The sequence below is a fragment of the Ramlibacter sp. bp-362 genome (genome assembly GCF_054956735.1).
In genome coordinates this window covers 238,228-262,722 of sequence record NZ_JBUDXE010000002.1, presented here as the reverse complement: position 1 = coordinate 262,722, position 24,495 = coordinate 238,228, and the positions used below count along the sequence as shown (strand labels likewise).

18 protein-coding genes are annotated in these 24,495 nt (G+C 70.9%); 11 read left to right on the top strand and 7 right to left on the bottom strand.

Annotated elements, in window-relative coordinates; translation table 11 throughout:
• The first annotated feature begins 10 nt into the window (after window positions 1-10).
• The 5 genes from metX (at window position 11) to ACY0MJ_RS03650 (ending at window position 4,330) form a co-directional block, all read left to right on the top strand.
• Complete coding sequence (metX, locus tag ACY0MJ_RS03670; RefSeq protein ID WP_462636924.1) at window positions 11-1,186, top strand: homoserine O-succinyltransferase MetX; 1,176 nt, start codon at window positions 11-13, stop codon at window positions 1,184-1,186.
• Entirely contained in the window at window positions 1,183-1,767 is a 585-nt protein-coding gene (metW, locus tag ACY0MJ_RS03665) for a methionine biosynthesis protein MetW (RefSeq protein ID WP_462636923.1), read from the top strand. Before metX ends, metW begins: the two co-directional genes overlap by 4 nt.
• A gap of 119 nt (window positions 1,768-1,886) precedes the next feature.
• On the top strand, window positions 1,887-2,897 hold the full coding sequence (gene denD, locus ACY0MJ_RS03660) for a D-erythronate dehydrogenase (protein WP_462636922.1): 1,011 nt from the start codon (window positions 1,887-1,889) through the stop codon (window positions 2,895-2,897).
• A gap of 10 nt (window positions 2,898-2,907) precedes the next feature.
• The gene (gene otnI, locus ACY0MJ_RS03655; RefSeq protein WP_462636921.1) at window positions 2,908-3,720 is read left to right on the top strand and encodes a 2-oxo-tetronate isomerase; all 813 of its coding nucleotides are present in this window, start codon (window positions 2,908-2,910) and stop codon (window positions 3,718-3,720) included.
• Window positions 3,721-3,742: 22 nt separating this feature from the next.
• Window positions 3,743-4,330: an IMPACT family protein gene (locus ACY0MJ_RS03650; RefSeq protein WP_462636920.1), complete on the top strand. Its 588-nt coding sequence runs from the start codon at window positions 3,743-3,745 to the stop codon at window positions 4,328-4,330.
• A gap of 75 nt (window positions 4,331-4,405) precedes the next feature.
• Here ACY0MJ_RS03650 and ACY0MJ_RS03645 read toward each other — a convergent pair whose 3' ends face one another.
• Complete coding sequence (locus tag ACY0MJ_RS03645) at window positions 4,406-5,158, bottom strand: DUF72 domain-containing protein (RefSeq protein ID WP_462636919.1); 753 nt, start codon at window positions 5,156-5,158, stop codon at window positions 4,406-4,408.
• A gap of 68 nt (window positions 5,159-5,226) precedes the next feature.
• On the opposite strand from ACY0MJ_RS03645, the gene ACY0MJ_RS03640 reads away from it, so the two are divergent.
• Both ACY0MJ_RS03640 and ACY0MJ_RS03635 read left to right on the top strand, forming a co-directional pair.
• The gene (locus ACY0MJ_RS03640) at window positions 5,227-6,693 is read left to right on the top strand and encodes a M20 family metallopeptidase (protein WP_462636918.1); all 1,467 of its coding nucleotides are present in this window, start codon (window positions 5,227-5,229) and stop codon (window positions 6,691-6,693) included.
• 92 nt (window positions 6,694-6,785) lie between these two features.
• The gene (locus tag ACY0MJ_RS03635) at window positions 6,786-7,634 is read left to right on the top strand and encodes an alpha/beta hydrolase (RefSeq protein ID WP_462636917.1); all 849 of its coding nucleotides are present in this window, start codon (window positions 6,786-6,788) and stop codon (window positions 7,632-7,634) included.
• A gap of 358 nt (window positions 7,635-7,992) precedes the next feature.
• Here the strand turns inward: ACY0MJ_RS03635 and ACY0MJ_RS03630 are convergent, their stop codons facing one another.
• From ACY0MJ_RS03630 to ACY0MJ_RS03620, 3 genes are read right to left on the bottom strand one after another with little or no spacing between them, the layout of a single operon-like run.
• The gene (locus tag ACY0MJ_RS03630) at window positions 7,993-9,162 is read right to left on the bottom strand and encodes an MFS transporter (RefSeq protein WP_462636916.1); all 1,170 of its coding nucleotides are present in this window, start codon (window positions 9,160-9,162) and stop codon (window positions 7,993-7,995) included.
• Window positions 9,159-9,872 carry a 16S rRNA (uracil(1498)-N(3))-methyltransferase gene (locus tag ACY0MJ_RS03625; RefSeq protein ID WP_462636915.1) on the bottom strand — a complete coding sequence of 238 codons (714 nt, stop codon included), beginning with the start codon at window positions 9,870-9,872 and terminating at the stop codon, window positions 9,159-9,161. Before ACY0MJ_RS03625 ends, ACY0MJ_RS03630 begins: the two co-directional genes overlap by 4 nt.
• Window positions 9,873-9,876: 4 nt before the next feature.
• Window positions 9,877-10,974, bottom strand: a complete 1,098-nt coding sequence (locus tag ACY0MJ_RS03620; RefSeq protein WP_462636914.1) for an aminoglycoside phosphotransferase family protein — start codon at window positions 10,972-10,974, stop codon at window positions 9,877-9,879.
• 63 nt (window positions 10,975-11,037) lie between these two features.
• Here ACY0MJ_RS03620 and ACY0MJ_RS03615 point away from each other — a divergent pair, with 63 nt between their 5' ends.
• The 3 genes from ACY0MJ_RS03615 (at window position 11,038) to rsmA (ending at window position 15,721) form a co-directional block, all read left to right on the top strand.
• Complete coding sequence (locus ACY0MJ_RS03615) at window positions 11,038-13,440, top strand: LPS-assembly protein LptD (RefSeq protein ID WP_462636913.1); 2,403 nt, start codon at window positions 11,038-11,040, stop codon at window positions 13,438-13,440.
• 12 nt (window positions 13,441-13,452) lie between these two features.
• Window positions 13,453-14,823, top strand: coding sequence for a peptidylprolyl isomerase (locus ACY0MJ_RS03610; RefSeq protein ID WP_462636912.1), 1,371 nt, complete (start codon window positions 13,453-13,455; stop codon window positions 14,821-14,823).
• A 97-nt stretch (window positions 14,824-14,920) separates the two neighbouring features.
• A complete protein-coding gene (gene rsmA, locus ACY0MJ_RS03605; protein ID WP_462636911.1) occupies window positions 14,921-15,721 on the top strand; it encodes a 16S rRNA (adenine(1518)-N(6)/adenine(1519)-N(6))-dimethyltransferase RsmA in 801 nt (266 codons plus the stop codon).
• 323 nt (window positions 15,722-16,044) lie between these two features.
• On the opposite strand, the gene ACY0MJ_RS03600 is transcribed toward rsmA, so the two are convergent.
• The 3 genes from ACY0MJ_RS03600 to ACY0MJ_RS03590 all read right to left on the bottom strand — a co-directional run bounded on the left by ACY0MJ_RS03600 (window position 16,045) and on the right by ACY0MJ_RS03590 (window position 19,503).
• Window positions 16,045-16,473 carry a barstar family protein gene (locus ACY0MJ_RS03600; RefSeq protein WP_462636910.1) on the bottom strand — a complete coding sequence of 143 codons (429 nt, stop codon included), beginning with the start codon at window positions 16,471-16,473 and terminating at the stop codon, window positions 16,045-16,047.
• A 51-nt stretch (window positions 16,474-16,524) separates the two neighbouring features.
• Window positions 16,525-16,929, bottom strand: coding sequence for a guanyl-specific ribonuclease (locus ACY0MJ_RS03595; protein WP_462636909.1), 405 nt, complete (start codon window positions 16,927-16,929; stop codon window positions 16,525-16,527).
• A 243-nt stretch (window positions 16,930-17,172) separates the two neighbouring features.
• Entirely contained in the window at window positions 17,173-19,503 is a 2,331-nt protein-coding gene (locus tag ACY0MJ_RS03590; RefSeq protein WP_462636908.1) for an NADP-dependent malic enzyme, read from the bottom strand.
• A 179-nt stretch (window positions 19,504-19,682) separates the two neighbouring features.
• Between ACY0MJ_RS03590 and ACY0MJ_RS03585 the strand changes: the two genes are divergently transcribed.
• Window positions 19,683-24,491 carry an NAD-glutamate dehydrogenase gene (locus ACY0MJ_RS03585; RefSeq protein WP_462636907.1) on the top strand — a complete coding sequence of 1,603 codons (4,809 nt, stop codon included), beginning with the start codon at window positions 19,683-19,685 and terminating at the stop codon, window positions 24,489-24,491.
• Window positions 24,492-24,495 lie beyond the last annotated feature (4 nt).

Here is a 24,495-nt window from a genome sequence, read left to right as displayed (position 1 = left end):
TTTCGGCTTCATGAGCTCCTTCATCGCCACGCCACGCTCCATGCAGTTCGACGCGCCGCTCGCCCTGCAGAGCGGCGCGGCGATCCGCGACTACGTCCTCGCCTACGAGACCTACGGCACGCTCGACGCCGAGCGCAGCAATGCCGTCCTGATCTGCCACGCGCTCAACGCCTCGCACCACGTGGCCGGCGTGTACGCGGGCCAGGAGAAGTCCGAGGGCTGGTGGGACACCATGATCGGCCCCGGCAAGCCGGTGGACACCGACCGCTTCTTCGTCATCGGCGTGAACAACCTGGGCTCCTGCTTCGGCTCCACCGGGCCGATGCACGTGAACCCTGACACCGGCAAGATCTACGGCGCCGACTTCCCAGTGGTCACGGTGGAGGACTGGGTGAACGCGCAGGCGCGGCTGCTGGACGCGCTGGGCATCGAGCGGCTGGCCGCCGTCATGGGCGGCAGCCTGGGCGGCATGCAGGCGCTGTCGTGGACGCTGCAGTACCCGCAGCGCGTGCGCCACGCCGTGGTGGTGGCGAGCGCGCCCAACCTGACGGCGGAGAACATCGCCTTCAACGAGGTGGCGCGCCGCGCGATCGTCACGGATCCCGACTTCCACGGCGGCCACTTCTACCAGCACGGCGTGATCCCGCGCCGGGGGCTGCGCATCGCCCGCATGATCGGCCACATCACGTACCTCTCGGACGACGTGATGAACGAGAAGTTCGGCCGGCAGCTGCGCAACGGCATGGACCTGCGCTACACGACGCAGGACATCGAGTTCCAGATCGAGAGCTATCTCCGCTACCAGGGCGACAAGTTCAGCGAGTACTTCGACGCCAACACCTACCTGCTGATCACGCGGGCGCTGGACTACTTCGACCCGGCGCGGCGCACCAACGGCAACCTCGCCAAGGCGCTGGCCGTGGCGACGGCGAAGTTCCTGCTGGTCAGCTTCACCACCGACTGGCGCTTCTCGCCCGCGCGCAGCCGCGAGATGGTGAAGGCGCTGCTGGACAACCGGCGCGACGTGAGCTACGCCGAGATCGACGCGCCGCACGGCCACGACGCCTTCCTGCTGGAGGACCCGCGCTACCTGGCCGTCGTGCGCTCCTACTTCGACCGCATCGCCGCCGAGCCGGTGGAAGCCGCCGCCCCGGTGCGCGAGCTGCCCGCGGGAGCCGTGCTGTGACCGACCGCGCGACCCTCCACACCATCGCGCAGCTCGTGCCCGAAGGCGCCCGCGTGCTGGACCTCGGCTGCGGCGACGGCGCCCTGCTGGACCTGCTGCAGCGCGAGCGCGGCTGCAGCGGCTACGGCATCGAGATCGCCGACGAGAACGTGCTGGCCTGCGTCAAGCGCGGCGTCAACGTGATCCAGGCCAACCTGGACCAGGGCCTGGCGATCTTCGACGACGACAGCTTCGACGTCGTGCTGCAGATCGACACGCTGCAGCACCTGCGCAATGCGGAGGTCATGCTGCGCGAGACGGCGCGCGTGGGCAAGGTCGGCATCGTCGCCTTCCCCAACTTCGCCCACTGGCCGAACCGCCTCTCGGTGATCCGCGGCCGCATGCCGGTCACCAAGCGCCTGCCCTACCAGTGGTACGACACGCCCAACATCCGCGTGGGCACCTTCAAGGACTTCGAGGTGCTGGCGACGAAGAACCGGCTGGTGATCCTGGATGCCTTCGGGCTGCAGGACGGGGAGGTCCGGAGGGTGCTGCCGAACCTCACTGCCAGCACGGCGGTGTTCAAGTTCGAACGCGGGTAGTGCTGGGGTTCGCTGCGCTCACCGCCAGCCTACGCGAACGCCGCTGGTCTTCGTAGGCTGGCGGTGAGCGCAGCGAACCCCAGCTTGCCCCCCACCCGCCGCGCGCTATGCTTCGCGCCATGAACATCCTCATCACCGGCGGCGCCGGCTTCCTCGGCGCCCGCCTCGCCCGCACGCTGCTGGCGGCCGGCCAGCTTTCCCTGCGCGGCGCGCCGGCCCGCGCCATCGAGCAGGTGGTGCTGGCCGACCGCGGACCCGCGCCCGCCGACCTGCTGGCCGACCCGCGCGTGCGCTCGGTCCAGGGCGACCTGCTGGAGCAGGTGCAGGAGCGCGAACTCCCCGCCGCCGGCACCGACCTCGTGTTCCACCTGGCCGCGGCCGTCAGCGGCGAGTGCGAGGCCGACTTCGACCTCGGCATGCGCAGCAACCTCGACACCACGCGGGCCCTGCTCGACGCCTGCCGCGCGCTCGGCACCTGCCCCGTCTTCGTGTTCGCCAGCTCGCTCGCCGTGTTCGGCCAGCAGCCCGGCCAGCCGCCGCTGGGCACCATGCGCGACGACACGCTGCCCACGCCGCAGGGCAGCTACGGCATCCAGAAATACATCGGCGAGCAGCTGGTGGCCGACTTCACGCGCAAGGGCTTCATCGCCGGGCGCAGCGTCCGCCCGATGACCGTCGCCGTGCGCCCGGGCCGCCCGAACGGCGCCGCCTCCGGCTTCTTCAGCGGCATGATCCGCGAGCCGCTGGCCGGCGAGCGCGCCCGCATCCCGGTCGCGCCGGAGACGCCGGTGGCGCTGGCCTCGCCGGCCCGCACCATCGAAGGCTTCGTGCGCGCGGCGGAGGCGAGCGACGCCGACTGGGGCCAGCGCACGGGCATCAACCTGCCCTCGCTCAAGACCACGGTGGGCGAGATGGCCGCGGCGCTGGAGCGCGTGGCGGGCAAGGAAGCGACGGCGCTGCTGGACTGGCAGCGCGACCCCGCGATCGAGAAGCTGGTGCACAGCTGGCCCGGCGACGTCGCTTGGGACCGCGCCCGCGGCCTGGGCCTGCGCAACGACGAAAGCTTCGACGCGATCGTGCGCGACTACATCGCCGAGAACCCCCAGGCCGTGCGCCTGAAGCTGCGCTGAGGAAGACGCCATGCCGCAGTTCGCCGCCAACCTGTCGATGCTCTATCCGGAGCACGGCTTCCTGGACCGCTTCGAGGCCGCCGCCCGCGACGGCTTCCGCGGCGTGGAGTACCTCTTCCCCTACGAGCACGAGCCGCGCGAGCTCGCCGCACGCCTGCGCGCCCACGGCCTGCAGCAGGTGCTGTTCAACGCGCCGCCCGGCAAGTGGGACCAGGGCGAGCGCGGCCTGGCCTGCCTGCCCGGGCGCGAGGCGGAGTTCCGCGAGGGCATTGCTACCGCCCTGCGCTACGCGCAGGCGCTGGAGTGTCCGCGCGTGCACGTGATGGCGGGGCTGGTGCCGGAGGGGCAGGATCGCGTCGCGCTGCGGCCGACCTACGTCGCCAACCTGCGCTGGGCCGCGCGCGAGGCCGCGAAGCAGGGAACGAAGCTGCTGCTGGAGCCGATCAACACGCGCGACATCCCCGGCTTCTTCCTCAATCGCCAGGACCACGCGCACGAGCTGGTGGAGGAGATCGGCGAGCCCAACGTGCAGGTGCAGATGGACCTGTACCACTGCCAGATCGTCGAGGGCGACGTCGCCATGAAGATCCGCAAGTACCTGCCGACCGGGCGCGTCGGCCACTTCCAGATCGCGGGCGTGCCGCAGCGGCACGAGCCGGACCTCGGCGAGCTGTACCACCCCTACCTGTTCGCGGTGATCGACGAGGTGGCGCAGTCCTGCGGCTGGCAGGGCTGGGTCGGCTGCGAATACCGGCCGGCGCGCGGCGCCCGGCCCGGCGGCACGAGCGAAGGCCTGGGCTGGCTGCGCGCCCTGCGCGGCTGAGCGCGCGCGGGCGGGCGGCGGCATGGCGCTGACGCTGGCGCGTCCCGTCCACAGCGAGCTGCTGGTGAAGAAGAGCCGCTTCCTCGGCTGCGTGCAGCCGGTGGCCGGCCGCGCCGAGGCGCTGGAGGTCGTGGAGCGGCTGCGCGCGGAGCATCCGGGTGCGGCACACGTGTGCTGGGCGCTGCTCGCCGGCGGCCAGTCCGCCGCCAACGACGATGGCGAACCGGGCGGCACGGCCGGCCGTCCCATGCTGGAAGTGCTGCGCCACCAGCAGCTCGAAGGCGTGCTGGCGACCGTGGTGCGCTACTTCGGCGGGATCAAGCTGGGCGCGGGCGGGCTGGTGCGCGCCTACACCGATGCCGTGGCGCAGGCACTGCTGGCCGCGGAGAAGCTTCCCCTGCGCAAGACCTTGCACTTCGCCTGCCGCGTGCCCTACGCGCTGGAAGGCACCGTGCGGCGGGAACTGCAGTCCGCCGGCGGCGTGCTGGGCGAGGTCCGGCACGGGGAGGCGGTGGAGGTGGAGTTCACGGTGACCGAGGACGTCGCCCCCGAACTGCAGGCGCGCTTGAACGAGCTGGCGCAGGGGCAGCTCGCGTGGCTGTCTCCGTAGGGTGGTGGTGAGCCGCAGGCGAACCCCACCGCTCGCGCGGTGGTCGGTGGGGTTCGCTTTCGCTCACAGCCACCCCTACGAACGCAACTGCCTGAGCATCTCCATCGCCGCCGCCGGTGCCCTCTCCTTCGCGCCGTTGATGAAGAACACGAAGGCCTCGTTCGCCTCGCCCATGCGCGTCCACTCCTGTGCCGCCCTGGCCCACCGCCCCACCTCCGCCGGCGGATACCCCGTCTCGCAATCCCCCGCGCTGCGCATCAGCCGCAGGTACGCGAGCGGGCTGCGCGCGTGGGGAATGCACGGGAATTTCTCCGAGTCCGAGTAGACGGTCGTCACATCGTGCCGCGCCAGCAGGTCCAGGTACTCCTCGCACGCGAAGCTCGCGTGCCGCACGTCCAGCACGTGCCGCAACGGCCGCCCCTGTACCTCGCGCGGCAGCAGGCGCAGGAAGGCCTCGAGGTCCTCGGGCTGGAAAGCCGTCGTGGGCATCAGCTGCCACACGATGGGCCCCAGCTTGTCGCCCAGTTCGGCGATGCCGCTGCCGGTGAAGCGTGCGATGCCTTCGGCCGCGCTGGCGAGCTGCCGCCGGTGCGTCGTGAAGCGGTGCGCCTTGAGCGAGAACACGAAGCCCTCGGGCGTCTCGTCGCGCCACTTCGCGAAGGTCGGCGGCTTGAAGGTGCTGTAGAAGGTGCCGTTGACCTCGATGGCGGTGAGCTGGCGGCTCGCGTAGTGCAGCTCGCGGCTGTGCGGCAGGCCGGCCGGATAGAAATTGTCGCGCCAGGGCTCGAAGGTCCAGCCGCCGACGCCCACATGGATGCGCGGGGTCATGGCCGGACATCCTAGCCCGGCGGGGCCGCTGCGCGTAAAGTGCGGGAAACCCCTTCACGCCTGCAGCCATGAACGCTCCCCGCGACCTCCCCGCCACCGTCCTCGACAGCGCCCGGGCGCTGGACCAGGTCACCCGCCAGTGGGACGGCGACATCGTCCGCCAGCTCACCGACTACATCGCGATCCCGGCCAAGTCGCCCGGCTTCGATCCCGACTGGCAGCAGCACGGCTACATCGAGACCGTGCTGCGCAACGCGGCCGGCTGGGTGGAGGCGCAGAAGGTGCCGGGCCTCAAGCTCGAGATCGTCCGCCTGCCGGGCCGCACGCCGGTGCTTTTCTTCGAGGTGGAGGCCACGAAGGCCGCCAGCCCGCAGACCATCCTGATGTACGGCCACCTCGACAAGCAGCCCGAGTTCACCGGCTGGCGCAGCGACCTGGGCCCCTGGACGCCCAAGTACGAGGACGGCAAGCTCTATGGCCGCGGCGGCGCCGACGACGGCTATGCGGTGTACGCGAGCATCGCCGCGATCCAGGCGCTCAAGGCGCAGGGCAAGCCGCATGCGCGCATCGTGGGCCTCGTCGAGACCTGCGAGGAATCGGGCTCCTACGACCTGCTCCCCTACGTGGACGCGCTGCGCCCGCGCCTGGGCGACGTCGCCCTGGTGATCTGCCTGGACTCGGGCGCCGGCAACTACGACCAGCTGTGGCTCACGAGCTCGCTGCGCGGCCTGGCCGCCGGCACGCTCAAGGTGCAGATCCTCACCGAGGGCGTGCACTCGGGCGACGCCTCGGGCCTGGTGCCTTCCAGCTTCCGCATCATGCGGCAGGTGCTCGATCGCCTGGAAGACAGCAAGACCGGCCGCCTGCTGCCCGCCAGCTTCCATTGCGAGGTGCCGCCCGAGCGGCTGGCGCAGGCCAAGGCGACCGCCGCCATCCTGGGCGAGGAGGTCTACAAGCGCTTCCCCTGGGCGCACGCCGACTGCGGCGGCTCCACGGTGTTCGCGCTGCCCACGACCACCGACCCGGTCCAGGCCCTGATCAACCGCACCTGGACGCCGACGCTGTCGGTCACCGGCGCCGAGGGCTTCCCGGCGCTGCAGGACGCGGGCAACGTGCTGCGTCCCTACACCGCCTTCAAGCTCTCGCTGCGCCTGCCGCCGCTGGTGGACGCCGCGGCCGCGGTGCAGGAGCTCAAGACCCTGCTGGAGGACAACGCGCCCTACCAGGCGAAGGTCACCTTCGAGCCGGGCGGCGCCGCCTCCGGCTGGAACGCGCCGGCCACCTCGCCCTGGTTCGAGCAGGCGCTGGACGCCGCCTCGCTGGCGCACTTCGGCGCGCCGGTCGGCTACATCGGCCAGGGCGGGACGATCCCCCTGATGAACCTGCTGAGCCAGGGCTTCCCGAGCGCGCAGATGATGGTCTGCGGCGTGCTGGGCCCGCGCAGCAACGCCCACGGCCCGAACGAGTTCCTGCACGTGCCCTACGCCAAGCGGCTGACGGCCGCTGTCGCCGAAGTGATGGCACGCATGCCTTGAAAGGCGCATCGGCACGCGCTTCGGCGTGCCACGGCCGCGTACGTCGAACGGGGCATTGACAGCGCGGCCGTGTGCGCGATGATTGCCGCCCCATGAGTCACGCCGGCGCCGAGTCCACGCTCTCCACCTTCACCGCAAGCGACGGCGACAACCTCGCGGTGCAGGACTGGTACCTGCCCGAGGGCGTGCGACAGCGCGGGACCGTGCTGGTGGTGCATGGTCTGGGCGAGCACGCCGGCCGCTACGACACCCTGGCCCGCATCCTCAATGGCTGGGGCTTCACGGTGCGCAGCTACGACCAGTACGGCCACGGCGAATCCGACGGCGCCCGCGGCGCGCTGCCGCATCCCGGCCGCCTGCTCGACGACCTGGCGGACCTCGTCGAAAGCGCCCGCGTGCGCAATCCCGGCCTGCCCCTGGTGCTCCTGGGTCACAGCATGGGGGGCCTGGTGGCCGCGAGCTTCGTCGCCCGCACGCTGCAGGCGGTGGACCTGCTGGTGCTGTCCTCGCCGGCGCTCGCCACGCGGCTCACGCCGGTGCAGAAACTGCTGATGGCGGTGGTGCCCCGCGTCGCGCCCAACCTGACCGTGGGCAACGGGCTCGATCCGCAATACCTCTCGCACGACAAGCGCGTGGTGCAGGGCTACATGAACGACCCGCGCGTGCACGACCGCATCTCCGGCCGGCTGGCGCGCTTCATCGCCGAGGAAGGCGCGCTGGTGCGCTCGCGCGCCGCCAGCTGGAAGGTGCCCACGCTGCTGATGTACGCCGGCGACGACCGCATGGTGGACCCGGCCGGCAGCGAAGCCTTCGCCGCCGCGGCGCCCTCCAGCGTGGTGACGTCCCGCCGCTTCGACGGCCTGTACCACGAGATCTTCAACGAGGCCGAGGCGCAGCCGGTCTACGACGCCCTCAGGCAGTGGCTGGCCGCGCGGGTTTGACGCGCGATCGCCCTCACCCCAGCCCTCTCCCGCAAGCGGGAGAGGGAGCAAGCAGCATCCGGCCCATCGACGTAGGCTGGCGGTGAGCGCAGCGAACCCCAGCGTTCTTCCTCCCTCTCCCGCTTGCGGGAGAGGGGAGGGATGAGGGCAAGCGGCCTCGGCAGGCCAGCGCTCACGCGTTCCTCTGCTGCCGGCGGTTTTCACCCGCGTTCAAACCTCCACCACCCTCACCCCAGCCCTCTCCCGCAGGCGGGAGAGGGAGCAAGCAGCATCCGGCCCATCGACGTAGGCTGGCGGTGAGCGCAGCGAACCCCAGCGGTCTTCCTCCGTCTCCCGCAAGCGGGAGAGGGAGACAGATTCAGGCAGTGGCTGGCCGGGCAGGTTTGAGTGCCAGCCAGGCCAGGCCCGCCGCCACGATCGCCACCGGCACCAGCGAACCGAGGTTCAGCCAGGTCCAGCCGCGCGTGGTCACCAGCACGCCCGAGGCGAAGGAGCTGACGGCCAGCGTCGCGAAGATGAAGAAGTTCAGCGCGCCCTGCGCCCGGTCCCGCTCCTCCGGCGCATAGGCCGTGAGCGACAGCGTGGTGCTGCCGGTGAAGAGGAAGTTCCACCCCACCCCCAGCAGGAACAGCGCGACGCCGAAGTGCCGCAGCTCCACGCCCGAGAGCGCCACGGCGATGCACCCCAGCATCAGCGCGAGTCCCGCGGCCAGGATCGGCAGCGTGCCGAAGCGCTTGATCAGGTGGCCGGTGAAGAAGCCGGGCGCGAACATGCCGATCACGTGCCACTCCAGCACGAAGGCCGCATCGCCGAAGGGCAGGCCGCATTGCTGCATCGCGAGCGGCGTGGCCGCCATCAACAGGTTCATCACGCCGTAGCCGAGCGATCCGGCCAGCACCGCCACGAGAAACGGCGGCTGGCGCAGCAGCTGCGCCACCGAGCGGCCGCCACCGCGCGAGCCGCCGGACGCCACCGGAGGGAACTCGATGAAGGCGAGCAGCAGCAAGGCCAGCACCGCGACGCCCGCGAGCGCGATGTAGGCGCCGGCGAAGGGCGCGTCCGACCAGGTGCGCGTGATCGCCGCGAGGTTCGGGCCGATCACCGCGCCGATCAGGCCGCCCGCCATGACCAGCGACACCGCCTTCTCCCGCATGGCGGGCGCGGCGAGTTCGGCGGAGGCGAAGCGGTACAGCGAGGCATTGGCGGCGTAGAAGCCGGCCAGCAGCGTGCTGCCGCACAGCAGCCAGAACTGGCGCGTGCTCGCGGCGAGCGCGCACAGCAGCGCCGATCCCATCGCGACCGCCAGCCCCAGCTGGAAGCTGCGGCGCCGCCCGAACCGCGCCTGCGTGCGCGCCACCACGCCGGTGGACAGCGCGCTGCCCACCACGTAGCCCATGACGGGCAGGGTCGCCATCCACGCATACGGCGCGAGCGCCAGGCCCACCAGCCCGTTGATCGCGATGAAGGTGACGTTGTTGGTGAGGAACAGGCCCTGCAGGACGGCCAGCAGCCACAGGTTGCGGTTCATGGAACTCCTGTCAGGGTGAGGACGGCGAGCGCCGCCAGGGGAGCGGTCTCCGCGCGCAGCACGCGCGGGCCCAGGTGCACGGCCTGCCAGCCGCGCGCGGCGGCAGCCTCTTCTTCCGCCGGCGCCAGCCCGCCTTCCGGGCCGCTCAGCAGCGTGCGTTCGGCCGCGGGCGCGACCGCGGCGAGCGGACGCGTGCCCGGCGCGAGCGAGAGCACCAGGCCCGGCGCGGATTGCGCGGCCAGCCAGGCGGCCAGCGGCTGCACCGCATGCACGGGCGGGACGCGGTTGCGCCCGCACTGCTCGCAGGCCGCCACGGCGATCGCCTGCCAGTGCGCCTGCTTCTTCTGCGCGCGCTCGCCGGACAGGCGCAGCACGCTGCGCTCGGCCACCAGCGGCTGGATCGAGGCCACGCCCAGTTCGGTGGCCTTCTCCACCAGCCAGTCCATGCGTTCGTTGGCGGGCATGGCCAGCGCCAGGTGCACCGCGACCGGCGCCTCGCATTCGACGGCGTGGTGCGCGCCGACGGCCACCTGCACTTCGCTGCGACCCATCAGCCGCACCTCGGCCTCGTATTCGCCGCCGCGGCCGTCGAACAGCGTCAGCGTGTCACCGGGCTGCAGCCGCAGCACCTGCACGTGGCGGGCCGCGCCGGGCGGCAGCGCCAGCTCGAGGCCGGTCGCGAGGGCTTCGCCGCAGTACAGGCGCGGCACGGGTTCAGATCCGCCCGAAGGCGTAGCCGGTGACGGCGTCGCTGCCTTCCACCTGGTCGATCAGGCGGGCGAGCGGCGCCAGCTCGCGGTAGCGGCCCGCGGTGGCGCGGATGTAGCCGATGAAGCGCGGCGCATCCGCCAGGTAGCGGGGCTTGCCGTCGCGCAGCGTCAGGCGGGCGAAGATGCCGGCGACCTTCAGGTGGCGCTGCAGCCCCATCCACTCGACGGCGCGGTAGAACTCGCCGAAGTCGGCGTCCACCGGAATGCCGGCCTTCTGCGCCTGCTGCCAGTAGCGCACCGTGATGTCCAGCACGAACTCCTCGTCCCAGCTGAGGAAGGCGTCGCGCATCAGGCAGGCGATGTCGTAGGTGACGGGCCCGTGCACCGCGTCCTGGAAGTCCAGCACGCCCAGGCGCGGCTCGGCCGGGTCGCGCGGCAGCATCAGGTTGCGCGGCATGAAGTCGCGGTGCACGTAGACGCCGGGCGCGGCGAGGTTGCGCTCGACGATCAACGCGAACTGCGCATCCAGCGTGGCGCGCATCCTGGGTGTGATCTCCACGTGCCGGTGCTGCTGCAGGTACCAGTCGGGGAACAGCGCCAGCTCGCGCGCCAGCAGCGCCTGGTCGTAGGGCGGCAGCACGCCGGGGCGGGACGCGCGCTGCCAGGCGACGAGCGCGTCGACGGCGCGCATGTAAAGCGCCCGGTTGGCGCCCGCGTCCTCGCGGTCCACCACCTCGATCATGGTCTGCGTGCCCAGGTCGTCCAGCAGCATGAAGCCGCGCGGCGCGTCCCAGGCCAGCACGCGCGGCACCAGCAGGCCGGCCTCGGCCATCAGGCCGGCGACCTTCACGAAGGCCGCGCAGTCCTCGCGCTCGGGCGGGGCGTCCATGATGATGAAGGTCCTGCCGGCGCCCGCGATGCGCAAGTAGCGGCGGAAGCTGGCGTCGGCGGAGGCGGGCTGCAGCGTCGCCGGCTGCAGCTCATGCGCGGGCGCGACTTCGGCCAGCCAGGCGTGGAAGGCGGCTTCGCGCCGGGGGTCGCTCCAGGGGACCGCTGCTTGCACGGGGGCGGGCTGGGAGGGGGTGGGCGCGGAATCGCTCATGGATAATCGATTCTACAAATCCAACGTGGCGCGCCGGCCCGGCCGCCCGGGTTCCTCACCCCGATGTATCACCCAAGAAACAAGGCGTCCGTCGCCCGCTTTGCCCTGAGCCCGGTGGCGGTGGTCGCGGCGTCCCTGCTGCAGCCCGTGGCCGCGCAGGCGCAGGCGGGAAGCGCGCCCGCGCCGCAGCTCAAGCCGGCGCCGCAGCTGCGCGAGAACATCCCGGCCGGCGCGCGCGCGCAGCTGCCCACCTTCATCGAAGGCGACCGCATCCAGGGCCGCACCGACCTGGAGACGACGGTCGAAGGCAACGCGGAGCTGCGGCGCGGCGACACGGTGATCCGCGCCAACCGCCTCGAGTACGACCAGCCCCGCGACCTCGCCCGCGCCGTCGGCAACGTGCGCATCAACAAGGCCGGCAACATCTTCGAAGGCCCGTACATGGAGCTGGAGGTCGACGCCTTCACCGGCTTCTTCAACCAGCCGCGCTACCGCTTCCTGCGCAACGACGCGTACGGCGAGGCCGAGCGCGTGGACTTCCTCGACGAGAAGCGCGCGATCATCCGCAACGCCACCTACACGACCTGCCAGCGGCGCCCGGGCCCCAGCTGGATGCCGGACTGGATCCTGCGCGCCGCCTCCATCTCGCTGGACCAGGAAGAGGAAGTGGGCCGCGCCGAAGGGGCCGTGCTGGACTTCAAGGGCGTCCCCATCCTGCCGGTGCCCTCGATCAGCTTTCCCACGGGCGACCAGCGCAAGTCGGGCGTGCTGCCGCCCACCATCGGCCTGGACAGCAAGAACGGGCTGGAACTGACCCTGCCCTACTACTGGAACATCGCTCCGAACCGCGACGCGACGCTGTACCCGACGGTGATGACGCGCCGCGGCGTCGACCTGGGCGGCGAGTTCCGCTACCTCGAGCCCACGTACCGCGGCGAGGTGCGCGCCGACTACATGCCCAACGACCGGCTGCGCGGCGAGGACCGCTGGGGCTTCCACGCGCAGCACACGCAGCCGACGCTGCAGCTGCCGGGGCTCGGCCCGTCCAGCCTGTCGGTGAACCTCAATCGCGTCAGCGACGACAACTACTGGCGCGACTTCTCGCGCAGCTCCGGTTCCCTCACGCAGCGCCTGCTGGCCAACGAAGGCACGCTCGGCTGGGACTGGGCGGGCATCAGCTTCAGCGGCCGCGTGCAGCGCTGGCAGACACTGCAGGACCCGGACAGCCCCATCATCCCGCCGTACAACCGCTCGCCCGAACTGACGGCGCGGCACGCGCGGACCGACCTGTGGGCCGGCTTCGACACCTACGTCGAGGCCGACTACACGCACTTCACGCACGACGTCACGAGCGACCTGCGCGCGCGCTTCCCGACCACGGCCGAAGTGACGCAGCCCGACGGCCACCGAAGCTACGTCGTGACGCAGGTGAGCCGCCCCTGGCGCGCGCCGGGCTGGTTCGTCACGCCCAAGGCGCAGATCCACTCGCGGCACTACGCCTTCGACGCGCCGCTGGCCACCGGCGAGGACAGCGCCAACGTCGTGGTGCCGACCTTCAGCCTGGACAGCGGCCTCGTGATGGAGCGCAACACGACGCTGTTCGGCCGCTCCTTCGTCCAGACGCTGGAGCCGCGCGCGTTCTACGTCTACACGCCCTACCGCGACCAGAGCCGGCTGCCCAACTACGACTCGGCGCTGATCGACTTCAACTTCGCCAGCATCTACACCGAGAACGCCTTCGGCGGCCACGACCGCATCGCCGACAACAACCTGCTCACGCTGGGCGCGACCACCCGCCTGCTCGACCCGGACACCGGCGGCGAGGCGGCGAAGTTCGGCCTGGCGCAGCGCGTGCGCTTCCAGGACCAGCGCGTCACGCTGCCCGGGCAGCCGCAGGTGAGCGAGCGCCTGTCGGACATCCTGTTCGGCGCGTCGCTGAGCCTCGTGCCGCAGTGGAGCGCCGACACCACGGTCCAGTACAACCCCAAGACCAACCAGTCGATCCGCTCCACGATCGGCGCCTCGTACAGCCCCGGCTCCTTCCGCGTGGTGAGCGCCGCCTACCGGCGCCAGCAGGGCTTCAGCGAGCAGATCGACATCGGCTGGCAGTGGCCGCTCAACGACCTGTGGGGCGACAAGGGGCAGAAGCTCGCGCCCGGGCAGGGCGAGGGCGAAGGCCGCTGGTACAGCGTCGGCCGCCTGAACTACAGCCTGCGCGACCGCCGCCTCGTCGACGGCGTGATCGGCTTCGAATACGACGCCGGCTGCTGGCTCGGCCGCATCGTCGTGGAGCGCCTGCAGGCCGGCACGGACAATTCGAACAAGCGCATCCTGTTCCAGCTGGAATTCGTCGGGCTCAGCCGGCTGGGTTCCAACGCGCTGGAGTCGCTCAAGCAAAATATCCCCCGCTACCAGTACCTGCGCGAGCACGTGAGCACGCCCAGCCGGTTCAGCAATTACGACTAGGGTCCCCATCCAATGAACCACCGTTTCCTGGCCATGGCACTCGCCGGCGCCGCGCTGCTGGCGAGCCTGGCGCCGCCGGCGGCGGCGCAGCTGCTGCGTCCCGCGCCGCAGATCAGCCTGCGGCCCTCGGCGCGCGCCCCCGGCCCGCAGCCGGCCGATTTCATCGTGGCGGTGGTCAACTCCGAGCCGATCACCAACAACGAGGTGCGCCGGCGCATGCTGCGCTTCGAGCAGCAGCTCGCGCAGCAGGGCTCGCCCCTGCCCCCGCGCTCGCAGCTGGCGCGCGAGGTGCTGGACCGGCTGATCACCGAGAAGGCGCAGCTGCAAGTCGCCCGGGAAACGGGCATCCGCGTGGACGACGCGGTGGTGGACCAGGCGGAGCAGGCCGTGGCGCGCCAGAACGGCATCGACGTGCCGGAACTGCGCCGCCGCGTGGAGGCGCAGGGCATGACCCTGTCGCAGTTCCGCGAGGACCTGCGCAACCAGGTGCTGCTGCAGCGCCTGCGCGACCGCGAGCTGGAATCCAAGGTGAAGGTCACCGAGCTGGACATCGACCAGTACCTGCGCGAGCAGCAGCTCGGCGGCGGCGACCCGGCCCTCACCGAGCTGAACCTGGCGCACATCCTCGTGGCCGTGCCCGAGAACGCCACGCGCGAGCAGGTGGCGCAGGCGCAGGCCAAGGCGCAGCAGCTGCTGGCCCGCGCCCGCGCCGGCGAGGACTTCGCCAAGCTCGCGCGCGAGAACTCCGACGCCGCCGGCGCGGCGCAGAACGCCGGCGTGATCGGCCTGCGCAGCGCCGACCGCCTGCCGCCGCTGTTCGTGGACGCGACCCGCGGCCTGCCCGAAGGCGGCATCACCGACGTGCTGCGTTCCAGCGCCGGCTTCCACATCGTCAAGGTGCTGGACAAGCAGCAGCTGGGCGCGGCCGGCATGACCGTGACGCAGACGCACGCGCGCCACATCCTGCTGCGGCCCAATGCGCAGATGAGCGAGGCGCAGGCCCGGCAGAAGCTGCTGGACTTCAAGCGCCGCATCGAGGCCGGCCAGGCGGACTTCGCCCAGCTGGCGCGCGAGAACTCGCAGGACGCCAGCGCCCGCAACGGTGGCGACCTGGGCTGGTCCAGCCCCGGCATGTTCGTGCCGGAATTCGAGGAAGTGCTCAACAGCCTCGCCCCGGGGCAGATCGCCGACCCGATCGTCAGCCGCTTCGGCGTGCACCTGATCCAGCTGCTCGACCGCCGCCAGTCCAAGCTGAGCGAGCGCGAACAGCGCGAGGTCGTGCGCAACCTCCTGCGCGAGAAGAAACTGGACGAAGCCTACGTCCGCTGGGCCCAGGACGTCCGCGGCCGCGCCTACGTGGAGCTGCGCGAGCCGCCGCAATGATGGAGCTTGTCATCCCGGGCGCGGAGGATGTCATCCCGGGCTTGACCCGGGATCCACCGCGGCGCGCCCCGGTCCTGGATTGCGGCTCGAGGCCGCAATGACAAAGGGCCAGCACGTCGCGCGCAAGCGCTTCGGCCAGCACTTCCTCGCCGACGACGCGATCATCGACGCGATCGTGCGCGAGATCGCCCCGAAGCCCGGGCAATCCATGGTGGAGATCGGCCCCGGCCTCGCGGCGCTCACCCAGCCGCTGGTGGAGCGCCTCGGCGCGCTGGCGGTCATCGAGCTCGATCGCGACCTGGCCGCCCGCCTGCGCCAGCACGGCCAGCTGAAGGTCGTCGAGGCCGACGTCCTGAAGGTGGACTTCGGCGCGCTGGCCGACGAACTGGGCGCCGCGAAGCTGCGCGTCGTCGGCAACCTGCCGTACAACATCTCCAGCCCCATCCTGTTCCACCTGCTGCGGCACGTGGACCGCGTCGAGGACCAGCACTTCATGCTGCAGAAGGAAGTGGTGGACCGGATGGTCGCCGCGCCGGCGACCTCGGACTACGGGCGGCTGTCGGTGATGCTGCAGTGGCGATACGCGATGGAGGACGTGCTGTTCGTGCCCCCCGCGTCCTTCGATCCGCCGCCCAGGGTGGACAGCGCGGTGGTGCGGATGGTGCCGTGGGCGCAGCCGGCGGCGGTCGATGAGGGCCTGCTGTCGGATCTGGTGCAGGTGGCGTTCTCGCAGCGGCGCAAGATCCTGCGCAACACGCTGGGGAAGTGGCTGGAGGCGAAGGGGTTCGGCGGGGAGTTCGACGTGCAGCGGCGGGCGGAGGAGGTGCCGGTGGCTGAATTCGTGGCGCTGGCGCAGGCCCTCACCCCGGCCCTCTCCCGCGAGCGGGAGAGGGAGTAAGCCCCGTCATTCCCGCGCCCCCTTCGTCATCCCCGCGCCCCTTCGTCATCCCCGCGCCTCCCTCGTCATCCCCGCGGAGGCGGGGATCCAGGGCTTCCAAAAAAAATCCCCGCGACAGCGGGGATTTCCTTGCCTGCGCGGCGCCTACGCCGCCGCGAGCCAGTAGCTCGCGTTGAAGGGGCTGCTCATGCGCAGTGCGAGAGGCGAGACGTCCAGGATCTTGTCCGTGGGCATCTTCTCTCCGTCGTTCGCGACCGGCTGCTGCACCGGTTCGCCCTGGGCCTCGGTCGCCCGTTCCGCTTGGCCAGCTTGTGCGGAACGGGCTACCGAAAAGAATAGAAACATCGGAACGGCACCTTCCGGTCGGCCCAGTAGTCGGCCGTGTCGCGGAAGATGTCCAGCAGCTGCTCGCGCGCTTCCTTGTCGAACTTGCCGTTGGCGGGGATGTGCTCCAGCACCACGATGAAGCCCGGCTGCGGGCCGGACTTGTGGAGCGGGTCGGTCATGCAGTCGTACAGCGCGTCGAAGTTCTTGCCGAAGTGCTGGGGGAAGGTGAACTGCTGCGCGATCATGTCCAGCACGTCCTGCTTGCTCTGGGCGGTGGCCAGGTTGGCGTACAGGAAGTGGTGGCCGAGGGCGGTGGCGGTCTCCTGCAGGTCCTGCACCCGGAAGGCGCGGATCGACTGCACGATGTTGCTGCGCACGCCCTTGATCGGCGTCTCGGAAACATCAGGACGAAGTGGTTTTTCCATCTCCGTGGCTTTCTCGTTGGTCAGAAACAGGTCCCGCTTCATTTCGGGGGGTCACTCCACAATCATGCGAAAACTGGCGTAGTGGTCGGCGGTGTAGTAGCAGGCGTCCGGCGTCCGGGGCGGGCCTCCGCACACGATGCGCCGGGCGCCCCGGTCGCGGGATCCAGGCGTCCGCACGGTGTATTCGCGCCAGTAGCCGCGCTTCTGCAGCGGGAGCAGCCGCTCCCGGTTGCCGAACACCGTGCCGTCCTTGTCATGCGGGAACGGTCCGCCCCGGCGGATCAGTTCGTAGGTCTCCCGGCCTTGCGGCGGCAGCGCGGTGACGTGCACCGTGGCCGCCTGGTCGGTGGCCCATCCGTCCACGGGACCCCGGGCTTGCACCAGGGGAGCGCCGGCGATCGCGACGGCCGTCAAGGTGCTGGTGAGCACTAACTTGACTGCCGCGAACCGGGCCATGAACGGACCTTCTGGGGAGATCTTCAAGGGGACGCCACACCCGGCCTGGGCCGGATCACTTCCAAACTTCCGGCCTTCTGGCCGACCTATCTTCTACCCGGGTAAACCCGGAAAACTCAAGGCCGGTAGTGTGACCCATGTGTGGTTCAAAGGCAAGACGCCGCCCAATTTTTGGGCAGGCGGAGTGGCCTTTCCGCCCCCGGCACCCCTTTTCTAAGTCAGCGCCTGCTTTCCGGCTCGGCCTCAGCGGGCCGCGTTCGCGTCCGCCACCGTCAGGGCCGCCATGTTGACGATGCGCCGTACGGTGGTGCTGGCCGTCAGGATGTGCACCGGCTTGGCCGCCCCGAGCAGCACCGGGCCGATGGCGATGTTGCCGCCGGCCGCCGTCTTCAGCAGGTTGTAGGAAATATTGGCTGCATCGATGTTGGGCAGCACCAGCAGGTTGGCGTCGCCGGCCAGGGTGCTGTGCGGCATCAGGTGCGACCGGGCCTGGCCGTCCAGGGCGATGTCGCCGTGCATCTCGCCGTCCACCTCGAGCCAGGGCGCCTGTTCGTGCAGCAGGTCCAGGGTCTCGCGCATCTTCAGCGCGCTGGGGTAGTTGCTGCTGCCGAAGTTGGAGTGGCTCAGCAGGGCGACCTTGGGCTTGATGCCGAAGCGCAGCATCTCCTCGGCGGCCATCACGGTGATCTCGGCCAGCTGGGCCGCGTCGGGGTCGTAGTTGACGTGGGTGTCGACCAGGAAGACCTGCCGGTTGGGCAGCATCAGGCCGTTCATGGCGGCGTAGGTCTTGCAGCCGGCGCGGCGCCCGATCACCTGGTCGATGTAGCGCAGGTGGATGTCGGTGGTGCCCCAGGTGCCGCAGATCATGCCGTCGACCTGGTCCTTCTGCAGCAGCATCGCGCCGATCAGCGTCAGGCGCCGGCGCATCTCGATCTTGGCCATCTGCACCGTGACGCCCTTGCGGTCGGTCATGCGGTAGTAGGTCTGCCAGAAGTCGCGGTAGCGCTCGTCGTAGTCGGTGTTGACGACGTCGTAGTCGCGCCCTTCCTGCAGGCGCAGGCCGAACTTCTCGATGCGCTGGGCGATGATCTTCGGGCGGCCGATCAGCGTCGGCCGCGCGACGTTCTCGTCGGAGACGATCTGCGCGGCGCGCAGCACGCGCTCCTCCTCGCCCTCGCAGAACGCGACCTTCTTCTTCTGCGCCGTCTTGGCCAGCGCGAAGATCGGCTTCATGGTCGTGCCCGAGGCGTAGACGAAGCTCTGCAGCTTCTCGCGGTACGCGTCCATGTCGGCGATCGGCCGCAGCGCCACGCCGCTCTCCGCCGCCGCCTTGGCCACCGCCGGCGCGATCTTGATCATCAGCCGCGGGTCGAAGGGCTTGGGGATCAGGTACTCGGGGCCGAAGCTCAGCTGCTGGCCGGCGTAGGCGGCCGCGACCACCTCGCTCTGCTCCGCCTGCGCCAGCTCGGCCAGGGCGTGCACCGCGGCGATCTCCATCTCCACGGTGATGGTGGTCGCGCCCGAATCCAGCGCCCCGCGGAAGATGTAGGGGAAGACCAGGACGTTGTTCACCTGGTTCGGGTAGTCGGTGCGCCCCGTCGCCATGATGCAGTCGGCGCGCGCCGCCTTGGCGTCTTCCGGGTTGATCTCGGGATTCGGGTTGGCCAGGGCCAGGATCAGCGGCCGCGCCGCCATCGTCTTGACCATCTCCGGCTTGAGCACGCCGCCGGCCGACAGGCCCAGGAAAACGTCCGCATCGACGATCACCTCGGCGAGCGTGCGCGCCTTCGTCTCCTGCGCGAACTGCGCCTTGTCCTCGTCCATCAGTTCCGTGCGGCCGCTGTAGACCACGCCCTTGATGTCGGTGACGAAGATGTTCTTGCGCGGCACGCCCAGCTTCACCAGCAGGCCCAGGCAGGCGAGCGCGGCGGCGCCGGCGCCCGAGGTCACCAGCTTGACGTCCTTCAGCTCCTTGCCCACGACCTTCAGGCCGTTGAGGATCGCGGCGGCCACGGTGATGGCCGTGCCGTGCTGGTCGTCGTGGAAGACCGGGATCTTCATGCGCTCGCGCAGCTTGCGCTCCACGTAGAAGCAGTCCGGCGCCTTGATGTCCTCGAGGTTGATGCCGCCGAAGGTGGGCTCCAGCGCCGCGATCACGTCGACCAGCTTGTCCAGGTCCTCCTTCTCGGCGATCTCGATGTCGAACACGTCGATGCCGGCGAACTTCTTGAACAGGACGCCCTTGCCCTCCATCACCGGCTTGGCGGCCATGGGGCCGATGTCGCCCAGGCCCAGCACCGCGGTGCCGTTGGTGACCACGCCCACGAGGTTGCCGCGCGCGGTGTAGCGGAAGGCGGCCGTCGGGTCCTTGACGATTTCCTCGCAGGGCGCCGCGACGCCGGGCGAATAGGCGAGCGACAGGTCGTGCTGGTTGATCAGCTGCTTGGTGGCGGCGATCGCCACCTTCCCCGGGACCGGGTGCTCGTGGTACTCGAGGGCCGCCTGGCGCAGTTCCGCGCGCTTGTCGACGGGCTCGCTCTTGCCGTTGGTGTCGGCCGGGGAAGGGGTAGGCATGGAATCCGGTCTCCTGCGCCGGCAACCGCGGGCGGCGCTTGTTCTGGGGGAAAAAAGAGCCTGGGATTGTAGTCCCGAGCCGCCGGGAAAACCCTAGTATGGAAATATGCGTATCCCGCATGTGCACACGGTGCCCGCGGGGAGCCAGCCTGCCTACAGTCAGGCCGAGGAGGACACCCATGGCAGCCGTCACCGAGTCCCTGCGCGAGGAGCGCATCGCCGCAGTCACCGCGCGGGCCGGCGCGCCGCAGTCGGACGCGGCGGGATGGCCGCCCGACTTCGCCCGCGAGTACTTCGGCCAGGTGGACCTCGACGACCTCGACGAGCGCAGCCCCGAGGACCTGGCGGGCGCGCTGCTGTCGCACTGGCAGTTCGCGGCGCAGCGCCCCGCGGGCGTGGCGAAGGTGCGCGTGCTGAGCCCTTCGCACGGCGCCGACGGCTGGGGCTCGCGCCACAGCATCGTGCAGGTCGTCAACGACGACATGCCCTTCCTCGTCGACTCGGTCTCGCTCGAGATCGCGCGCCAGGGGCTGGCGCTGCACCTCACGGTGCACCCGATCTTCGCCGTGCAGCGCGACGCGCGCGGCGTCCTGCAGTCGGTCGCGCCACGGCATGCGCAGCCCGGGTGGCCGCGCGAGTCGTGGATGACGATCGAGGTGGACCGCATCGTCGACGGCGAGCAGCGCGCCGCGCTCACGCGCGGCATCGAGCGCGTGCTGGCCGACGTGCGCGCCGCCGTCACGGACTGGAAGGCGATGCTCGCGCGCCTGGACGCGGTGCGTGAAACGCTTGCCAACCCGCCGCCCGGCGTGGCGCCCGAGACGGTCGCCGAGATCCGCGCCTTCCTGCAGTGGCTGGCCGACGACCACTTCACCCTGCTCGGCTACCGCGAGCACGACCTGGTGGAACAGGGCGACGGCCTCGCGCTGAAGCCGGTGGAAGGCAGCGGCCTGGGCGTGCTGCGCGCGGGGCCCGGCGAGGCCTCGGCGAGCTTCGCCGCCCTGCCCCCGGCCGCGCGCGCGCTCGCCCGCGCGAAGGAGCCGCTGCTGATCGTCACCAAGGCGAACACCCGATCGACGGTGCACCGCGACGGCTACACCGACTACATCGGCATCAAGCGCTTCGATGCTTCGGGCGCCGTGGTGGGCGAACACCGCTTCATCGGCCTGTTCACTTCCAGCGCCTACTCCGAGCGCGTGACCGAGACGCCGCTGCTGCGCCGCAAGGTGCAGCGCATCGAGCAGCGGGCCGGCTTCTCGCCCGGCGGCCACCTGGCCAAGGCCTTGCTGCACACCCTGGAGACCTTCCCGCGCGACGACCTGTTCCAGCTGGGCGAGGACCAGCTGTACGAGATCGCGCTGGGCATCCTCGCGCTCGGCGAGCGCCACCGCCTGCGCCTGTTCCTGTGGCCCGACCCCTTCGAGCGCTTCGTGTCCTGCCTGGTGTTCGTGCCGCGCGAGGCCTTCTCCACGCAGCTGCGGCTGAAGTTCCAGCGCATCCTGCTGCAGGCCTTCGGCGGCAGCCACATCGACTTCGACGTGCTGCTGTCCGGCACGCAGCTGGCGCGCATCCACTTCAACGTGCGCGTCGCGCCCAACCCGCTGCCGGCCGTCGACCGCAAGGATCTCGAGCGGCGGCTGGCCGCCGTGGCGCGCCGCTGGGAAGACGCGCTGCGCGATGCGCTGGTGGAGAGCGAGGGCGAGGCGGCCGGCCTCGCGCTGGACCGGCGCTGGACCGCCGCCTTCCCGGTCGCCTACCGCGAGCGCGTGCCGGTGCAGGCGGCCGTGCACGACATCCGCAAGCTGGAGGCGCTCACGCCGCAGGCGCCGCTCGCCCTCTCCCTGTACTGGCCCCTGGGCGCGCCCGAGGGGCGGCTCGGGCTGAAGGTGTACCGGCTCGGCGCGCCCGTGGTGCTGTCCGACAGCCTGCCCATGCTGGAGCACATGGGCGTGCGCGTGCTCGCGGAGGACAACCACCGGCTGGAGCGCGCCGGCGAAGGCGGGCCCGTGTTCCTGCACGACTTCGCGCTCGAGGCGCAGGTCAACGCGGAGATCGAGCCGCAGGCGCTGGCCCGCCTGTTCGAGGACGCCTTCGCCCGCGTGTTCCGCGGCGAGGTGGAGAACGACGACTTCAACCGGCTGGTGCTGCTGGCCGCGCTCGCCGCCGAGGACGTCGTGGTGCTGCGCGCCTATGCGCGCTACCTGCAGCAGATCGGCTTCGCCCAGTCGCAGGCGACCATCGCCGCGACGCTGGCGGCGCATCCGCGCATCGCCCGCATGCTGGTGGCGCTGTTCCGGCTGCGCTTCGATCCCCAGGCGCACGACGCGGCCGGCGCGGCGGCGCAGGTGAACGCGCTGGAGCAGGCGCTCGACAAGGTCAGCAAGCTCTCGGAGGACCGGGTGCTGCGCCAGCTGCTGGCGCTCGCGCAGGCCACGCTGCGCACCAACCACTGGCGCACCGGCCCGGGCGCCAGCGGCGCGCCCGGGCCGCGCCGGCCCTTCCTCAGCTTCAAGCTCGATTCGCGCAAGGTACCCGGCCTGCCCGAGCCGAAGCCGCTCTACGAGATCTGGGTCTACTCGCCGCGCTTCGAGGGCATCCACCTGCGCGGCGGCAAGGTCGCGCGCGGCGGGCTGCGCTGGTCGGACCGGCCGGACGACTTCCGTACCGAGGTGCTGGGCCTGGTGAAGGCGCAGATGGTCAAGAACACCGTGATCGTGCCGGTGGGTTCCAAGGGCGGCTTCGTGCTGAAGAAGGCGCCGCCCGCCAGCGACCGCGAGGCCTTCCTGAAGGAGGGCGTGGCCTGCTACCAGGACTTCCTGCGCGGGCTGCTGGACCTGACCGACAACCTGGTCGCCGGCCAGTCCGTGCCGCCGCCGCAGGTGCTGCGCATCGACGGCGACGATCCTTATCTCGTGGTCGCCGCCGACAAGGGGACGGCCAGCTTCTCGGACATCGCCAACGCGATCAGCGCGGAGTACGGCTTCTGGCTGGGCGACGCCTTCGCCTCCGGCGGCAGCAAGGGCTACGACCACAAGGAGATGGGCATCACCGCCCGCGGCGCCTGGGAAAGCGTCAAGCGCCACTTCCGCGAGCTGGGCGTGGACACGCAGGCGACCGACTTCACCGTGGCCGGCATCGGCGACATGTCGGGCGACGTGTTCGGCAACGGCATGCTGCGCTCGCGGCACATCCGGCTCGTCGCCGCGTTCGACCACCGCCACGTCTTCATCGACCCGGACCCGCAGGCCGAAGCCTCCTTCGCCGAACGCGAACGCCTGTTCCACCTGCCGCGCTCGTCCTGGGCCGACTACGACAGCAAGCTGATCTCCGCCGGCGGCGGCGTCTGGGCGCGCTCGGAGAAATCCGTTCCCCTGTCACCGCAGGCGCGCGCGGTGCTGGGCGTGGAGGCCGAGCACCTGACGCCCGCCGAGGTGGTGAGCGCGATCCTGAAGGCGCCGGTGGACCTGCTGTACAACGGCGGCATCGGCACCTACGTGAAGGCCTCGAGCGAGTCGCATGCCGAGGTGGGCGACCGCGCGAACGACGCGGTGCGCATCGATGGCGCGCAGCTGCGCTGCAAGGTGGTGGCCGAAGGCGGCAACCTGGGCTTCACGCAGCGCGGCCGCATCGAGGCGGCGCTGCACGGCGTGAAGCTGAACACCGACGCGATCGACAACTCCGCGGGCGTCGACACCTCCGACCACGAGGTGAACATCAAGATCCTGCTGGGCATCGCGCAGGCCGACGGCGAGCTGACCGGGCGCCAGCGCGACACGCTGCTGCCGCAGATGACCGAGCAGGTGGCGGCGCTGGTGCTGCGCGACAACTACTTCCAGACGCAGGAGCTCTCCATCGGCGGGCGCATCGCGCCGCGCCAGCTGGAGGAGCAGGCGCGCTTCATCCGCTTCCTGGAGAAGAAGGGCGAACTCGATCGCGCCATCGAGTTCCTGCCGTCGGAGGAAGCCATCGCCGAGCGCAAGGCCAAGGGGCTGGGGCTCACGAATCCCGAGCGGGCGGTGCTGCTCGCCTACGGGAAGATGTGGCTGAACGACGAGCTGATCGCCTCCGACCTGCCGGAGGATCCCTGGATCGCCACCGCGCTGGAGCGCTACTTCCCCACGCAGCTGAAGGAGAGGTTCGCCGCGGTGATCCCGCGCCATCCCCTCAAGCGCGAGATCATCGCCACGCACGTGCTGAACAGCATGGTGAACCGCGTCGGCCCCACTTTCGTGCACCGGCTGGGCGAGATCACGGGCGCGACGCCGCCGCAGGTGGTGCGCGCCTACCTGGCGAGCCGCGAAGTGTTCGGGCTGGTCGCGCTGTGGCAGCAGATCGAGGCGCTGGACAGCCGAGTGCCGGACGAGGTGCAGGCAGAGATGGTTCTCGCGCTGCGCGGGCTGGTGACCCGCGCGACCACCTGGTTCCTGCGTTCGCGGCGCCTGTTCGAGCCCACCGAGCAGCAGGTGAGCCGCTTCGCCCCGGCGGTGCAGGCCCTGGCCTCGCACCTGGAGTCCGCGACGCCGGCTTCACCGCGCGCCGAGCGCTGGAGCGCCGACGGCGTCCCGGCGGAACTGGCGGCGCAGGTGGACGGCGCCGGGCGCCTCTTCTTCGCGCTCGACATCGCCGAGATCGCCGAGGCGAGCAAGCGGCCTCTGGCGCTCACGGCGCAGGTGCATGCCGGCGTCGGGGAGCGGCTGGGCCTGGAGCGCATGCGCCAGCAGATCGAGCTGCTGCCCGCCGAGAGCTACTGGCAGGGTCTGGCGCGGCTCGCGCTGGCCGACGACCTGACCGACCTGCAGCGCTCGATCGCGCTGCAGGCCGTGGCCCACCAGGAGGGCGAGGCGGGCGTCGTGCTGGACCGCTGGGAACAGGGCAACCGGCAGGCGCTGGAGCGCGCGCAGCGGCTGCTGGTGGAATTGCAGGAGACGCCGGGCAGCGACCTCGCGATGCTGTCGGTGGCGCTGCGCGAACTGCGCAACCTGGTCTGAGCGC